This is a genomic window from Streptomyces sp. NPDC054849 (genome assembly GCF_053610945.1).
Genome location: NZ_JBSGZI010000010.1, coordinates 46,217 through 61,245 on the forward strand (window position 1 = coordinate 46,217; position 15,029 = coordinate 61,245).

Annotated in this window: 19 protein-coding genes and 1 tRNA gene; 13 read left to right on the plus strand and 7 right to left on the minus strand. The window is 70.2% G+C overall.

Annotated features, from left to right (window positions below; genetic code table 11):
- Nucleotides 1-74: 74 nt before the first annotated feature.
- Complete coding sequence (locus tag ACWGIF_RS07160) at nt 75-377, plus strand: hypothetical protein (protein WP_453492280.1); 303 nt, start codon at nt 75-77, stop codon at nt 375-377.
- A 115-nt stretch (nt 378-492) separates the two neighbouring features.
- On the opposite strand, the gene ACWGIF_RS07165 is transcribed toward ACWGIF_RS07160, so the two are convergent.
- Nucleotides 493-1,098: an isochorismatase family protein gene (locus ACWGIF_RS07165; RefSeq protein ID WP_453492283.1), complete on the minus strand. Its 606-nt coding sequence runs from the start codon at nt 1,096-1,098 to the stop codon at nt 493-495.
- Between the two features lie 151 nt (nt 1,099-1,249).
- Nucleotides 1,250-2,578 (minus strand): nicotinate phosphoribosyltransferase, encoded by a 1,329-nt coding sequence (locus ACWGIF_RS07170; protein WP_453492286.1) that lies wholly within the window; start codon nt 2,576-2,578, stop codon nt 1,250-1,252.
- 80 nt (nt 2,579-2,658) lie between these two features.
- Between ACWGIF_RS07170 and clpS the strand changes: the two genes are divergently transcribed.
- The 7 genes from clpS to ACWGIF_RS07205 all read left to right on the plus strand — a co-directional run bounded on the left by clpS (nt 2,659) and on the right by ACWGIF_RS07205 (nt 7,391).
- The gene (gene clpS, locus ACWGIF_RS07175) at nt 2,659-2,973 is read left to right on the plus strand and encodes an ATP-dependent Clp protease adapter ClpS (RefSeq protein WP_030852121.1); all 315 of its coding nucleotides are present in this window, start codon (nt 2,659-2,661) and stop codon (nt 2,971-2,973) included.
- On the plus strand, nt 2,973-3,572 hold the full coding sequence (locus tag ACWGIF_RS07180) for a DUF2017 domain-containing protein (RefSeq protein WP_453492289.1): 600 nt from the start codon (nt 2,973-2,975) through the stop codon (nt 3,570-3,572). The genes clpS and ACWGIF_RS07180 overlap by 1 nt, the downstream gene beginning before the upstream one ends.
- Nucleotides 3,573-3,890: 318 nt before the next feature.
- Nucleotides 3,891-5,330 carry an amino acid permease gene (locus ACWGIF_RS07185; protein WP_453492291.1) on the plus strand — a complete coding sequence of 480 codons (1,440 nt, stop codon included), beginning with the start codon at nt 3,891-3,893 and terminating at the stop codon, nt 5,328-5,330.
- Between the two features lie 135 nt (nt 5,331-5,465).
- Nucleotides 5,466-5,888 (plus strand): Mov34/MPN/PAD-1 family protein, encoded by a 423-nt coding sequence (locus tag ACWGIF_RS07190; RefSeq protein ID WP_453492294.1) that lies wholly within the window; start codon nt 5,466-5,468, stop codon nt 5,886-5,888.
- A gap of 77 nt (nt 5,889-5,965) precedes the next feature.
- Nucleotides 5,966-6,073, plus strand: a complete 108-nt coding sequence (locus ACWGIF_RS07195; RefSeq protein ID WP_311736929.1) for a putative leader peptide — start codon at nt 5,966-5,968, stop codon at nt 6,071-6,073.
- An 89-nt stretch (nt 6,074-6,162) separates the two neighbouring features.
- Nucleotides 6,163-6,441: a MoaD/ThiS family protein gene (locus ACWGIF_RS07200; protein WP_453492297.1), complete on the plus strand. Its 279-nt coding sequence runs from the start codon at nt 6,163-6,165 to the stop codon at nt 6,439-6,441.
- Nucleotides 6,441-7,391, plus strand: a complete 951-nt coding sequence (locus ACWGIF_RS07205; protein ID WP_453492300.1) for a PLP-dependent cysteine synthase family protein — start codon at nt 6,441-6,443, stop codon at nt 7,389-7,391. Before ACWGIF_RS07200 ends, ACWGIF_RS07205 begins: the two co-directional genes overlap by 1 nt.
- Nucleotides 7,392-7,538: 147 nt before the next feature.
- Here the strand turns inward: ACWGIF_RS07205 and ACWGIF_RS07210 are convergent, their stop codons facing one another.
- Entirely contained in the window at nt 7,539-7,901 is a 363-nt protein-coding gene (locus tag ACWGIF_RS07210; RefSeq protein ID WP_453492303.1) for a DUF488 domain-containing protein, read from the minus strand.
- Nucleotides 7,901-8,320, minus strand: a complete 420-nt coding sequence (locus tag ACWGIF_RS07215; protein ID WP_453492306.1) for a hypothetical protein — start codon at nt 8,318-8,320, stop codon at nt 7,901-7,903. The genes ACWGIF_RS07210 and ACWGIF_RS07215 overlap by 1 nt, the downstream gene beginning before the upstream one ends.
- A gap of 195 nt (nt 8,321-8,515) precedes the next feature.
- Between ACWGIF_RS07215 and ACWGIF_RS07220 the strand changes: the two genes are divergently transcribed.
- Complete coding sequence (locus ACWGIF_RS07220) at nt 8,516-9,268, plus strand: MBL fold metallo-hydrolase (protein ID WP_453492309.1); 753 nt, start codon at nt 8,516-8,518, stop codon at nt 9,266-9,268.
- A 106-nt stretch (nt 9,269-9,374) separates the two neighbouring features.
- Here ACWGIF_RS07220 and ACWGIF_RS07225 read toward each other — a convergent pair whose 3' ends face one another.
- Nucleotides 9,375-10,601, minus strand: a complete 1,227-nt coding sequence (locus ACWGIF_RS07225) for a PTS transporter subunit EIIC (protein ID WP_453492471.1) — start codon at nt 10,599-10,601, stop codon at nt 9,375-9,377.
- Nucleotides 10,602-10,948: 347 nt separating this feature from the next.
- The gene (locus tag ACWGIF_RS07230; RefSeq protein ID WP_453492312.1) at nt 10,949-12,250 is read right to left on the minus strand and encodes a PTS transporter subunit EIIC; all 1,302 of its coding nucleotides are present in this window, start codon (nt 12,248-12,250) and stop codon (nt 10,949-10,951) included.
- 138 nt (nt 12,251-12,388) lie between these two features.
- On the opposite strand from ACWGIF_RS07230, the gene ACWGIF_RS07235 reads away from it, so the two are divergent.
- The 4 genes from ACWGIF_RS07235 to rdgB all read left to right on the plus strand — a co-directional run bounded on the left by ACWGIF_RS07235 (nt 12,389) and on the right by rdgB (nt 14,880).
- Nucleotides 12,389-12,712 (plus strand): glucose PTS transporter subunit EIIB, encoded by a 324-nt coding sequence (locus ACWGIF_RS07235; protein WP_453492315.1) that lies wholly within the window; start codon nt 12,389-12,391, stop codon nt 12,710-12,712.
- A 199-nt stretch (nt 12,713-12,911) separates the two neighbouring features.
- Complete coding sequence (gene rph, locus ACWGIF_RS07240) at nt 12,912-13,637, plus strand: ribonuclease PH (protein WP_453492317.1); 726 nt, start codon at nt 12,912-12,914, stop codon at nt 13,635-13,637.
- A gap of 191 nt (nt 13,638-13,828) precedes the next feature.
- A complete protein-coding gene (locus tag ACWGIF_RS07245) occupies nt 13,829-14,209 on the plus strand; it encodes a hypothetical protein (protein WP_453492320.1) in 381 nt (126 codons plus the stop codon).
- 47 nt (nt 14,210-14,256) lie between these two features.
- A complete protein-coding gene (gene rdgB, locus ACWGIF_RS07250; RefSeq protein ID WP_453492323.1) occupies nt 14,257-14,880 on the plus strand; it encodes an RdgB/HAM1 family non-canonical purine NTP pyrophosphatase in 624 nt (207 codons plus the stop codon).
- Between the two features lie 57 nt (nt 14,881-14,937).
- Here rdgB and ACWGIF_RS07255 read toward each other — a convergent pair.
- Nucleotides 14,938-15,021, minus strand: a tRNA-Leu gene (locus ACWGIF_RS07255).
- Nucleotides 15,022-15,029 lie beyond the last annotated feature (8 nt).

Sequence of the window (15,029 nt, forward strand, 5' to 3'; positions counted from 1 at the left end):
CCCTCTAGCGGGCGGCGGCCGATCGCGTTTAGATGCCCGGTACGAGTTTCTTATTGACGGGGGAGATGACAGCCGTGCCAGGTGGAGGTTTCGTCAGGTTGCCGGGCGGCAGTGTAGTGGTCGCGCTCACACTGCCGAGGCCGTCCGGAGAAGGCGGAAGTGTCCGCGTGCTGGTACACGCCGCGAACCGGGCCCGCGCCCTGACCAGGCTGCGGAACCTCGGGATGCGGGCGGTGTACCTGCGGGGCAACGCGCAGCCGCCGACGCCGGACGAGGTGACGGCGGTCCTGCACCATCCGGACGGCCTGCTGTGGCGCGGGGCGCCCGACCGGGCCCAGGAGCTGTGGCACCCCATCCGGGCGCTGCTGGGCACCTAGGACACGCCCAGGACGTCCGCCGGCCGTCCTGGGGGACGGCCCCCTGGGACACGCCGCAGCCCCGAGGACGTCCGCCGCCGCCCCGGGGGTGGCCCCGGGGGCACGCCCTACGCCCCTAGGGGGTCCGCCGGCCGTCCTGGCCGCCGACGAGGACCACGCCGGCCGCACGGAGCTCCTCCAGGGCCCGTGCGGTGGTGTGCGGGGCGACGGCGGCCGTCAGGTCCAGCAGGACGCGCGTGCCGAAGCCGTCGCGGGCCGCGTCGAGGGCGGTCGCCTTCACGCAGTGGTCCGTGGCGATCCCGACGACGTCCACCTCGGTGACCTGCCGGTCGCGCAGCCACTGGCCGAGCGTCGACCCGTTCTCGTCGGTCCCCTCGAAGCCGCTGTACGCGGCCTCGTACGCGCCCTTGTCGAAGACGGCGGCGACGGCGCCCGAGGCCACGGCGGGGGCGAAGTTCGGGTGGAACCCCACCCCCTCGGTCCCGGCGACGCAGTGCACGGGCCAGGAGGTCTCGTAGTCCGGCTCGGCCGGAGGGTGCGCGAAGTGCGACCCGGGGTCGACATGGTGGTCCCGGGTGGCGACGACGTGCCGGTACGCGGGCTCGGCCTGCCCGATGTACTCGGTGACGGCGGCCGCGACGTCGGCCCCGCCGGTGACCGCGAGGCTTCCGCCTTCGCAGAAGTCGTTCTGTACGTCGACGACGATCAGTGCGCGGTGCATGGCGGTGTCCTTCGGCTCGGTGTTCTCTGTGCGGCGGCGGGGCCCCGCGGGGCCTCTTCCCCCACCCCGCCCGAATCAAGCCCCACCGGCGATCGGGGCGCCCGGTCCGGGGCGGAGCCCCGGGGGCTCGGCGCAGCCGCCCCCGCACGCGTCACACGTACTCCGTCGGGATCACGGCCTCGCCCCGCGACAGCTGCGTCGCCGACATCGGCAGGCCCGCACGCGCATCGCGGTGCCGGTCACGCGCAGCCTCCAGCGGCTCGCGGGCGACCACCTCGCCGGCCTTGACCAGCTGCGTCAGCAGCTGCGCGTCCGCCAGGCCCGAGGGAACGGGCCCCACGCCGATCACCTCCGCCTCCGCCACCCCCTCGGAGTCCCGCCGCCGCGCCGCCCACTTGCGTCCGCCGATCGAGGTCTTCCCGCCCGTGGACTTCTTCGCCACGGGCGCCAGCGCCGCCTTGGGGTCCGCCGAGACGGCCCGCGCGACCAGCTTGTAGACCATCGAGCACGTCGGGTGCCCGCTGCCCGTCACCAGCTGGGTGCCCACGCCGTAGGCGTCCACCGGAGCCGCCGCCAGCGAGGCGATGGCGTACTCGTCCAGGTCCGACGTGACCACGATCCTCGTCTCCGTCGCCCCCAGCTCGTCGAGCTGCTGCCGCACCCGGTGGGCCACCAGCAGCAGGTCCCCGGAGTCGATCCGGACCGCGCCCAGGTCGGTGCCCGCCACCTCGACGGCCGTGCGGACGGCCTCGGCGACGTCGTAGGTGTCCACCAGCAGGGTGGTGCCCCGCCCCAGCGAGGCCACCTGCGCGGTGAAGGCGTCCCGCTCGCCGTCGTGCACGAGCGTGAAGGCGTGGGCGCTCGTGCCGACGGTCGGGATGCCGTAGCGGAAACCGGCCGCCAGGTCCGAGGTCGAGGTGAAGCCGCCGACGTACGCGGCCCGCGCCGAGGCGACGGCCGCCAGCTCGTGCGTGCGCCGCGCGCCCATCTCGATCAGCGGGCGCCCCCCCGCCGCCGAGGACATCCGGGAGGCGGCCGCCGCGATCGCGGAGTCGTGGTTCAGGATCGAGAGGATCACCGTCTCCAGCAGCACGCACTCGGCGAAGCTGCCCTCCACCCGCAGGATGGGCGAGCCGGGGAAGTAGACCTCCCCCTCCGGGTAGCCCCAGATGTCGCCGGAGAAGCGGTAGGAGGCCAGCCAGTCCAGGGTCCGCATGTCGACGACGGCACGCTCGCGCAGGAACTCCAGCACGGCGCCGTCGAAGCGGAAGTTCTCCACCGCGTCGAGCACCCGGCCGGTTCCGGCCACCACGCCGTAGCGGCGTCCCTCGGGCAGCCGCCGGGTGAACACCTCGAACACCGAGCGGCGGTCGGCGGTGCCGTTGGCCAGGGCGGCCTGCAGCATCGTGAGCTCGTAATGGTCCGTGAAGAGCGCTGTCGACGGCACGTCCACCGGCAGGCCCAGGTCCGCAGGGTTCATGCCAAAGATGCTAGCGCACATTTCGTCAGAGTGACGAGATGTAGGGCCCGTTTGTGCAACGGGCCCGTCACGGTGGCAGCATGGGACGAGTGAGTGTTGCTCCCATTGAGATCGAACGCACCGAATCGGCCGAAGAGACCTTCGCGGTCCCGGAACCCGACGTCCCCTGGGTGACCCTGGTGCACAACGACCCGGTCAACCTCATGAGCTACGTGGCGTACGTGTTCCAGGCGTACTTCGGCTATTCCAAGGACGTGGCGCACAAGCTGATGCTCGACGTCCATCACAAGGGGCGGGCGGTCGTGTCCAGCGGCACCCGCGAGGAAATGGAGCGCGACGTGCAGGCCATGCACGGCTACGGCCTGTGGGCGACCCTCTCGCAGGACCGCACCTGATGGGCGGCACGTTCGAGCCGCTGAAGGGCGGCGGCGCCGCCATCGCGCTGGACGAGATCGAGATCTCCATCCTGCGCTCCCTGGCCGTCCAGCTGCTGGAGCTGATCGGCCCCGGTGCCGCGGAGCCGGCCGAGGACGCCGACCCGCTCGCCGCCCTGTTCGCTGAGGGCCCCTCCGAGCCGCCGTCCGACCCGGCGCTCGCCCGGCTCTTCCCCGACGCCTACGGAGGCCCGGACGGCCCGGGGGAGAAGGAGGACCCGGAGGAGCTGCGCGCCCGCTCGGCGGAGTTCCGCCGCTTCACCGAGACCGACCTGCGCACCCGCAAGCGCGAGGACGCGCTGGCCGTCGTACGCAGCCTGGACGGGCTCACCCCGGCCGGCGACGGCGCGGCCGTGCTGGAGCTGACCGGGGAGCTGCCGCTGCGCTGGCTCGGCGCGCTCAACGACCTGCGCCTGACCATCGCGGCCCGCCTCGACATCACCGAGGACGACGAGAGCGCGGTGCTGTTCCGGCTGCCGGACGACGACCCGCGCAAGCCGATGGTGATGGCGTACCTCTGGCTCGGCGGCCTCCAGGAAACCTTGATCGAAACCCTCTGAGAATCCTCAAGAGGGAACAGTGTTCGCTCAGCGGACGCTCAAATCCGGATAACGATCAGATCACCGCCATGCGGTGATCTGATCCTTTCCGCGATCTTTGTCCGGAAATTTTGATGCCCCGCGCCACATTTCTCCCCCTCGGACAGCCGTAAGCCCGTGATAAATCTTCACGACCGCCGAAGGGACGCCACCCATGTCCCCCGGCTCGCTTGGACCGGCTGACCGCCGGCGTGCAACTCCATCCGTATCCGGGGGGATCGAGGACCCGATCCGCAGCCAGTCGAGGCGCGGGTCGGCGTGGAGAAAGGCGCACCAGACATGACCTCTGTGCAGGTCGAGCAGCACGGCAAGACGCCCGGTGAGGGCACCGGGAACGAGGGCGGCGAGGGCTACCACCGCACGCTCGGAGCCCGTCAGATCCAGATGATCGCAATCGGCGGAGCCATCGGCACCGGCCTGTTCCTGGGCGCCGGCAAGGCGATCTCCAAGGCCGGACCGAGCCTGATCCTGGCGTACGCGATCGCGGGCCTGGTCATCTTCTTCATCATGCGGGCCCTGGGCGAGCTGCTCATGTACCGCCCCGTCTCCGGCTCCTTCTCGGACTACGCCCGCGAGTTCCTGGGCCCGTTCTGGGGATACGTGACCGGCTGGACGTACTGGCTGTTCTGGGTGGTCACCGGCATCACCGAGGTCACCGCGGCCGCGCAGTACATGTCGTACTGGACCCACGACAGCTTCCCGCAATGGGCCTACGCGCTGATCTTCACGGTCATCCTCTACGCCGCCAACCTGATCTCCGTGAAGCTCTTCGGTGAGCTGGAGTTCTGGTTCTCCATGGTCAAGGTCACCGCCATCGTCGGCATGATCCTGATCTGCGCCGGCATCCTCACCATCGGCTTCTCCGACGCCGCGGACACCGCCACCGTCAGCAACCTGTGGAACGACGGCGGCTTCTTCCCCAAGGGCATCGGCGGCACGCTGATGACCCTGCAGATCGTGATGTTCGCCTTCCTCGCGGTCGAGCTCGTCGGCGTCACCGCCGGCGAGTCCAAGGACCCCGAGAAGACCCTGCCCAAGGCCATCAACACCGTGCCGTGGCGCATCGCCGTCTTCTACGTCGGCGCGCTCATCATGATCCTGTCGGTCGTCCCGTGGACGCACTTCCAGCCGGGCGTCTCGCCCTTCGTCGCCGCCTTCGAGCGCATGGGCCTCGGCGTCGGCGCCGCCATCGTCAACTTCGTCGTGCTGACCGCCGCCCTGTCCTCCTGCAACTCGGGCATGTACTCCACCGGCCGCATGCTGCGCGACCTCGCGCTCAACGGCCAGGGCCCCGCGTTCTTCACCAAGCTCACCAAGAACGGCACCCCGCTCGTCGGCACCACCTTCTCGGCCTCGCTGATGCTGGTGGGCGTCTGGATCAACTACGTGGCCCCCGGCAAGGCCTTCGACTACGTCGTCTCCTTCGCCACCATCTCCGGCATGTGGGCCTGGATCATGATCCTGGTCTGCCAGATCCGCTACCGGGCCAAGGCCGACCGCGGCGAGCTGCCCGGGTCCGCGTTCCGGGCGCCCGGAGCCCCGTACACGAGCTGGTTCGCCCTTGCCTTCATCGGCATGGTCATCGTGATGATGGGCGCCGACAAGGACGCCCGCGTCTCGCTGTACTGCGCCCCGCTGTGGGGCCTGATCCTGGGCATCGCCTACCTCGTCCTGAAGTCCCGCGACCCGCGCGGCGCGGCCTTCACCAAGGCGTCGTGACGCCGGTTCCCGGCCGCCCGCCGCGGCCGGGAACCGCCCTCCCGTGACGTTGTCCCCAGGCGGGCGCGTCCATCATCCGGGCCCTTCCGTACCACCCCTCGGTACGGAAGGGCTCGTCTGCTTATCCTGTCGCTCATGCTGACCCTCACCCAGGCCCTGTACGACCAGATCGTCGAGCACGCCCGCCGGGACCACCCCGACGAGGCGTGCGGCGTCGTGGCCGGCCCGGCGGGCACCGACCGCCCCGAGCGGTTCATCCCCATGCTCAACGCGGCCCGCTCGCCCACGTTCTACGAGTTCGACTCGAAGGATCTGCTGAAGCTCTACCGCGAACTCGACGACCGCGACGAGGACCCGGTGATCGTCTACCACTCGCACACCGCGACCGAGGCCTACCCCTCGCGCACGGACATCACCTACGCGAACGAGCCCGGAGCGCACTACGTCCTCGTCTCCACGGCGGACAAGGACGGCCTCGGAGAGTTCCAGTTCCGGTCGTACCGGATCCTCGACGGCGTGATCACCGAGGAAGAAGTGCAGGTCGTAGAGGCCTACTGACCATCATGTGAGCAGTCTGCGTCCACGATGCGGGATCACACTCCAAACCGGGGACCGGGAATCGTTAACATGACCGCATGGTTTCCCACGACGTGAGCATCGAGACGCCCGGCAGGCTGCTGCTCGTGGCGCGGCTGCACGTCGACCTGTGCCGCCTCGCCAGCGCCATCTGTCCTGCTGCCTGAGCACCAGAGCCCTCTCGCGCGGGGACCGACGAACCGCGCGCCCGTTCCTCACGCACCCCCGCCCCCGCCCTGACGACTGGAGCCCAGCCATGGCCATCGAGGTCCGCATCCCCACCATCCTCCGCACCTACACCGAGGGCGAGAAGGCCGTCTCCGGTGAGGGTGCCACGCTCGCCGACCTCTTCAAGGACCTGGAGACGCGCCACAAGGGCATCGAGGAGCGCATCGTCGACGGCGGCCAGCTGCGCCGCTTCGTGAACGTGTACCTCAACGACGAGGACGTCCGCTTCCTCGACGGCATCTCCACCGCACTCAAGGACGGCGACAGCGTCACCATCCTCCCGGCCGTGGCCGGCGGATCGAAGTAATGCGCTACGACTCCCCCCTGGCCGCGGTCGGCAACACGCCGCTGGTCCGGCTGCCCCGGCTGTCGCCCTCGGACGACGTCCGCATCTGGGCGAAGCTCGAGGACCGCAACCCGACCGGCTCGATCAAGGACCGCCCCGCGCTCCACATGGTCGAGCAGGCCGAGAAGGACGGCCGGCTCCAGCCCGGCTGCACCATCCTGGAGCCCACGTCCGGCAACACCGGCATCTCGCTGGCGATGGCGGCCAAGCTCAAGGGCTACCGCATCGTGTGCGTGATGCCGGAGAACACCAGCCAGGAGCGGCGCGACCTGCTGGCGATGTGGGGAGCCGAGATCATCTCGTCGCCGGCCGCCGGCGGCTCGAACACCGCCGTCCGGATGGCCAAGGAACTGGCGGCGGAGCACCCCGACTGGGTGATGCTCTACCAGTACGGCAACCCCGACAACGCGGGCGCGCACTACGCCACCACGGGTCCGGAGATCCTGGCGGACCTCCCGTCGATCACCCACTTCGTGGCGGGCCTGGGCACCACCGGCACCCTCATGGGCGTCGGCCGCTACCTGCGCGAACACGTCGAGGGCATCAAGATCGTCGCAGCCGAGCCGCGCTACGACGACCTCGTGTACGGACTGCGCAACCTCGACGAGGGCTTCGTCCCGGAGCTCTACGACGCCTCCGTCCTCACCACCCGCTTCTCGGTGGGCTCGGCGGACGCCGTCACCCGCACACGGGAGCTGCTGCAGCTCGAGGGGATCTTCGCGGGCGTCTCCACCGGAGCCGCCCTGCACGCGGCGATCGGCGTCGGCCGCAAGGCGGTGGCCGCGGGCGAAACGGCGGACATCGTCTTCGTCGTGGCCGACGGCGGCTGGAAGTACCTCTCGACGGGCGTCTACACGGCTGCCACCACCGAAGAGGCCATCGAGGTCCTCCAGGGCCAGCTCTGGGCGTAGGGCATGTCCGGACGGGGCTGGATTTCGCGGAGCGCAATGTCAGCCCCGTCGGCGTGTGAGGCGCGGGCGCGGAGCGCCGTGCCGTGACCGAACGCCGGACACTCCTGCCCGTCCGGCGTTCGAGGACCGGGTCCGGGCGGAGCCCGGTCAGCCCGACAGGTGCTCCGCGAGCACGGCCGCGTGGCTGGAGGCCGGGTCCTTGACGGCCGTCAGCAGCGTGACCGGCCCCGCCGCCGCAAGCCTCCGCAGCCGCTCCAGCTCCGCCACCGCCCCCGGCTCCGCCAGCTCCGCCTCGTACCGCTCCCGGAACTCCTCGACCGACCCCCCGTCGTGGAACCACTTGCGCAGCTCCGTGGACGGGGTGACCGCCTTCGGCCACTCGTCCACCCCGGCCGCCGCCTTCGCCAGCCCTCGCGGCCAGAGCCGGTCCACCAGGACCCGCACGCCGTCGGCCGCCGGCTCCGCAGGGTCGTACACGCGCCGTACGCGGATCACCGGCTTCGCCGCCATCACCCTCCGCCTCCCAGTCCCTTGACCTCGTCCCACACCGTCGGATCCAGCACCCCCATCCGGACCCGGAACTCCCACAGCGACACCTCGGCGGGCCGGTCCGCCTCCAGGAAGCTCGCCCGGCCCTGCCCCCCCACCATCCCCGGAGGCAGCGGGATCACCCCGGCCCGCCGGTCGTCGTACTTCCCGGTGATCCACGCCACCCGCGCCCGGTGGCTCCGTACCGGCCCCACCGCAAGGACCAGGCAGGTCCGGCCGTCGGCCAGGCCCCACAGCTCGCCCGCCCGCGGGTGCGGCGCCGGACCGCTGCCGTGCGCGGGCGGAGCCCGCCGGGGGAGCCCCAGCCGCCCCCCGGCGATCAGCATCACCAATGCCAGGGCCACGACCGCGGCCACCGCGGGCCACCAGGACGTGTCCATGTTCCGACCGTAGCCGTGCGGGAAGGCCCCGGCACGGCAACGTCCGTGCCCACTGTCGCTCCCCCGGGTGACAGCACAGGTGATTCCCCCCACAACGGCCTGCCGCGGAGGAGCGACCGGACGTTTCGCGCCTTACGCTCGACGCACGCACGGCCCGCATTCCGTCCACGGACCGTCCACGGAGGTTCACGCTCCATGAAGCTCACCGTCGTCGGCTGTTCGGGGTCGTTCCCGTCCGCGGAATCGGCCTGTTCGAGCTACCTCGTCGAGGCCGACGGCTTCCGACTGCTCCTCGACATGGGCAACGGCGCCCTCGGGGACCTCCAGCGCCACTGCGGTCTCTACGACCTCGACGCGATCTTCCTGAGCCACCTGCACGCCGATCACTGCATCGACATGTGCGCGTACTTCGTCGCCCGCTTCTACCGGCACGAGGGCGGCCGCTGCGGCACCATCCCGGTCTTCGGCCCCGAGGGCACCGAGAAGCGCCTGACCACCGCCTACGACGACGTCCCCGACGAGCGCTCGATGAGCGAGGTCTTCGACTTCCGCACCCTGAAGTCCGGGACCTTCGAGATCGGCCCCTTCCAGGTCCGCACCGAGCGGGTCGCCCACCCCGTCGAGTCGTACGGCATCCGCGTCGAGCACGGCGGCCGCTCCCTCACGTATTCCGGGGACACCGGCGCCTGCCCCGAGCTGGGCCTGCTCGCCGCCGGCACCGACCTTTTCCTGTGCGAGGCCTCCTTCACGCACGGCAAGGAGGACATCCCGGACCTCCACCTGAACGGCCGGGAGGCCGGCGAGTACGCGCGCGGCGGCAACGTCGGCCGGCTCGTCCTCACCCACATCCCGCCGTGGACGGACGCCGCACAGAACCTGGCGGACGCCCGCGCGGTCTACGACGGCCGGGTCGACCTGGCGCACGCGGGCGCCGTCTACGAGGTCTGACCGGCCCGGCTCCGGCTGCCCGGCCCGACTCCCGCAGCAGCACGAAGCCCCCGCCCTACCTTTCGGGAGAGCGGGGGCTTCGCCGTGTACGGGCCTGCGGGACTGCCTACTTGGCCTCGGCCTTCAGCAGCTCGGCGAGCTCCTCGTCGGACTCGCGGCCCGGCGTGGGGAGGTTGAACTTGGTGATCGCGAAGCGGAAGACGACGTAGTAGACCGCCGCGAAGCAGAGGCCGACGCCCGCCAGCATCCACGGCTTCTCCGCGATGCCCAGGTTGAGCAGGAAGTCGACGAGCCCGGCCGAGAAGCCGAAGCCGTCGCGCATGCCCAGGGCCCAGGTGAGCGCCATGGAGACTCCGGTCAGCACGGCGTGGATCGCGTACAGCACCGGGGCGATGAACATGAAGGTGAACTCGATCGGCTCGGTCACACCGGTGACGAAGGAGGTGAGCGCGAGGGAGAACATCATGCCGCCGACGACCTTGCGGCGCTCGGGGCGGGCGCAGTGGACGATCGCGAGGCAGGCCGCCGGGAGGGCGAACATCATGATCGGGAAGAAGCCGGTCATGAACTGCCCGGCGGTCGGGTCACCGGCGAGGAAGCGGCCGATGTCGCCGTGGACGGCGCCGTCGGGGGTGTCGAACGAGCCGGCCTGGAACCACGGGAAGGAGTTCAGCAGGTGGTGCATGCCGATCGGGATGAGCGCACGGTTGGCGACACCGAAGATGCCCGCGCCGACGGCGCCGGAGCCCGTCAGCCACTCACCGAGGCCGTGCAGACCCGATCCGAGGACCGGCCAGATGAGACCGAAGACGATGCCCGTGACCAGACCCGCGAGGGCGGTCAGGATCGGGACAAGACGGCGGCCGCCGAAGAAGCCCGCCCAGTCCGGCAGCTTGGCCCGGTAGAACTTCTGGTAGAGCAGGGCCGTGATGATGCCCATCACGACACCGCCGAGCACGCCCGCGTTGACCGCGGCGTCCACCATGACGATCTTGCCGCCGACCACCTTGGCGACCTGGGGCAGGTTGCTGTCGGTGAAGGTGGCGAGGACCTTCTGGAAGACAAGGTAGCCGGTGACGGCGGCCAGGGCGGTGGACCCGTCCGACTTCTTGGCGAAGCCGATCGCGATGCCGACGGCGAACAGCAGCGCCATGTTGTCGAGGATCGCGCCGCCACCGGCGGCCATGTAACCGGCGATCTTGAGGACGAAGGTCGGGAAGACGTCCTTGTCGCCGAGCATGTCGTCCGCGCCCAGGCGGAGCAGGAGCGCGCCGGCAGGCAGCACGGCAACGGGGAGCATGAGGCTCCGGCCGATGCGCTGCATGACGGCCATCACGCCAGCGCCCTTCTTCTTTTCCGCCGCGGGGGCGGTAGCCGTGGACACAACTTCCTCCAGTGGGCAAGGCGACGCCAGAGGGAAACGGGGGACGGCGACGTCTCAGATTTGGGGGTACGCGAGCTCAGACAGGCCCGCGTGGTCTACACCAATTCTGGTGTAGACCAGTTGTAGCACGGTGAGGGTTAGATAAGGAACCTTCGATTTCCTGTGGTCTACGCCACACTCCGCCCCCGTCGCCGGGACAGCCCGGCCCCCCGATCTCCGGACACCTCGAAGGCCCCCGGATCCGGGATCCGAGGGCCTCGAAAAGGCGGGCCCAACGGCCCTGCGCACCGCGCCCGTTACACCTTGGTGTTGTCCGCCTCCATCGCCGCGATCTCCTCGTCCGACTCCCGGCCGGGCGTCGGGATGTTGAACTTCGTGATCGCGAAACGGAACACCACGTAGTAGACGAGCGCGAAGCACAGTCCGATCGGAATGATCAGCCAGGGCCTCGTCGCCAGCCTCCAGTTGATGAGGTAGTCGAACAGGCCGGCCGAGAAGCCGAAGCCGTCCTTCACGCCCAGAGCCCACGTCACGCCCATCGAGACGCCCGTCAGCACCGCGTGGACCGCGTACAGCAGCGGCGCCACGAAGAGGAAGGAGTACTCCAGCGGCTCGGTGATGCCGGTGACGAAGGACGTCAGGGCGACCGACATCATCAGACCGCCGACCTCCTTGCGCCGCTGCGGCTTCGCGCAGTGCGTGATCGCCAGCGCCGCCGCCGGGAGGGCGAACATCATGATCGGGAAGAAGCCGGTCATGAACTGCCCGGCCTCCGGGTCGCCGTTCAGGAACATGGCGATGTCACCGTGCACGACCTCACCGCTCGGCGTCGTATAGCTGCCGAACTGGAACCACACCGGCACGTTCAGGAACTGGTGCAGACCGATCACCAGCAGCGCGCGGTTCGCGACGCCGAAGATGCCCGAGCCCCAGGCGCCCAGGTCCACCAGCCAATCGGAGAAGCTCTCCAGCCCGGCGCCGATCGGCGGCCAGATCCACAGACACAGCACGGCGAAGGCGATCCCGACGAAGGACATGATGATCGGGACGAGCCGGCGGCCGTTGAAGAAGCCGAGCCAGTCGACCAGCTTCACCCGGTGGTACCGCTGCCAGAACCAGGCCGACAGCAGACCCATGACGATGCCGCCGAACACCCCCGGGTTCTCGAAGGTGTACTCGGCCAAGGTGTTGTCCTGCCCCAGGCAGCCGCCCCCGACGTCCTCGGTCCCCTCCGGGCAGGCCTGCGGGAACGCACGCAACACCTCGCGGTAGACGAGGAAGCCCACCACCGCGGCCAGGGCGGTCGAGCCGTCCCCCTTCTTGGCCATGCCGATCGCGACGCCGACGCAGAAGAGGAGCGGCAGGCCGAGGTCGGCGTTCAGCAGGGCCCCGCCCGCGCTGCCCATCACCTTGGCGACGTCCGTCCAGCCGAGGCCGTCCGCCCCGAAGACGTCGGGCTGTCCCAGCCGCAACAGGATGGCGGCTGCGGGCAGTACGGCGATCGGCAGCTGCAGGCTCCGACCCATCTTCTGCAGCCCCTGGAACAGGCGGTTGCGCCGCGACGGTGGCGGCGCTGCTTTGGACATGCTCGCGGTCATCGGCGTCCTCCCAGACCGGCCCGTTTTTGGCTGCCGCAACACTTACGGCACACTGGTGTAGACCAGTTGTGGGCAGGTTGCTGCTGATCGTCATCATTCGGCAGCTACCGGTCACGCGCCCGCGTAGATGGGCCAACCGTGCGTTACCGTGACAAAGCGGTCCGTGCAGGTGGGCACCCACAAACCGGCCGTCGAGACTCGTTCTTCGAATCACTCAGGGAGAAGCACATGGCCACCAAGGCTGAGAAGATCGTCGCCGGGCTCGGCGGCATCGAGAACATCGAAGAGGTCGAGGGCTGCATCACCCGCCTGCGCACCGAAGTCGTCGACCCGTCCCTCGTCGACGAGGCCGCACTCAAGGCCGCCGGCGCCCACGGCGTCGTCAAGATGGGCACCGCGATCCAGGTCGTCATCGGCACCGACGCCGACCCGATCGCCGCCGACATCGAAGACATGATGTGACCCGGACCCCCTGATCCCGGCCCTCCGGCCACACCGGCCCGCGGCCCTGCGGTCACACCGGCTCCCGGGCCCCGCGCTCACACCGGCTCCAGGGCCCCGCGGCCACACCGGCCCCCGCGGCCCGAGCAACGACGGACCCCGTCCAGGAACCACCCGGACGGGGTCTTCGCGTTCCCCCGCAGGGACTAGGCTCGGAGCCATGTCTCGCATCGACGGCCGTACGCCCGAACAGCTCCGCCCGGTCACCATCGAGCGCGGATGGAGCAAGCACGCCGAGGGCTCCGTCCTCATCTCCTTCGGAGACACCAAGGTCTTCTGTACCGCCTCCTTCACCGAAGGCGTCCCGCGCTGGCGCAAGGGCAGCGGCGAAGGCTGGGTCACCTCCGAATACTCGATGCTGCCCCGCTCCACCAACACCCGCGGCGACCGCGAATCCGTCCGCGGCAAGATCGGCGGCCGCACCCACGAGATCTCCCGCCTCATCGGCCGCTCGCTGCGCGCCGTCATCGACTACAAGGCCCTCGGCGAGAACACCATCGTCCTGGACTGCGACGTCCTCCAGGCCGACGGCGGCACCCGCACCGCCGCCATCACCGGCGCCTACGTCGCCCTCGCCGACGCCGTCTCCTGGGGCCAGAAGAAGAAGCTCATCAAGGCCGGCCGCAAGCCGCTCACCGGCACCGTCGCCGCCGTCAGCGTCGGCATCGTCGACGGCGTCCCGCTCCTCGACCTCTGCTACGAGGAGGACGTGCGCGCCGAAACCGACATGAACGTGGTCTGCACCGGCGACGGCCGCTTCGTCGAAGTCCAGGGCACCGCCGAGGGCGAGCCCTTCGACCGCAAGGAACTGAACGCCCTCCTCGACCTCGCGGCCGGCGGCTGCGCGGACCTGGAAGCCATCCAGCTGGGCGCGCTCGAACTCTAGGCCCCATCCACCGCTCCACCGATACCACCACAGGGCCTTTCAGGCGGCAACCGCCAGGCCCGGCCCGGCGTCTACGAAGACACGGGCGCACGGCGTCACAACCGTGCGCCCGTCCGCGTACATGTCATGCGTCCATCCACGTACGTACCATCCATGCACCTGCGCAACCGAGCCCACTGGGGGACAACCACATGAAGCTCCGCATAGCGGCCGTAGCCGTGGCAGCCGTCCTGACGATCCCGGCCCTTTCCGCCTGCGACGCGATCTCCACCGCCATGGACTGCGCGAACACGGCAGTGGCCATCACCGACGGTGCGAACGACCTCCAGCAGGCGGTCTCCCAGGCGGGCAACAGCCCCCAGGACGCACAGAAGGCCCTCGACGAGATCGACGCGAACCTCAAGAAGATCGGCGACCAGACGGGCAACGCCGACCTGGGCAAGGCCATCGACTCGATGAGCACTGCGGTGAAGAACGTCCGCACCTCCATCGAGAGCGGCAACACCGTCCCCGACATCCAGCCGGTCGCGGACGCGGCGAGCGAGATCTCCAAGGTCTGCACCCCGGGCTGACGAGGCCGGCGGGCCGGCAGGCCGGTGGGCCGGAAATAATGAGGCACATGACCTCCACGCCGCCCACGCCGCCCCGCCTGATCCTGGCCACCCGCAACGCGGGCAAGGTCTCCGAACTCCGCGCCATCCTGTCCGACGCCGGCCTGCCGCACCAGCTGGTCGGCGCGGACGCGTACCCCGAGATCCCGGACGTCAAGGAAACCGGGATCACCTTCGCCGAGAACGCCCTCCTCAAGGCCCACGCCCTGGCCCAGGCCACCGGCCTCCCGGCGGTCGCCGACGACTCCGGCCTGTGCGTGGACGTGCTCAACGGCGCCCCGGGCATCTTCTCGGCCCGCTGGGCCGGCGCACACGGCGACGACAAGGCCAACCTCGACCTGCTCCTGGCCCAGCTCGGCGACATCGCCGACGAGCACCGCGGCGCCCACTTCTTCTGCGCCGCCGCCCTGGCCCTCCCGGACGGCACCGAACGCGTGGTCGAGGGCCGCCTCCTGGGCACCCTGCGCCACACCCCCTCCGGCACGGGCGGCTTCGGCTACGACCCGATCCTCCAGCCCCTCGGCGAGTCCCGCACGTGCGCGGAGCTGACCCCGGCGGAGAAGAACGCCATCTCCCACCGCGGCCAGGCCTTCCGCGCCCTGGTCCCTGCGGTCCGCGAGCTGCTGGGCTGAACCCGGATACGCCGACGGCCCCGTACGCACATGGTGCGTACGGGGCCGTCGTATCGGTGCGGCCGGAGGGACTCGAACCCTCAAGGGATTACTCCCACAACTACCTAAAAGTTGCGTGTAGGCCAATTCCACCACGGCCGCCTAAACTG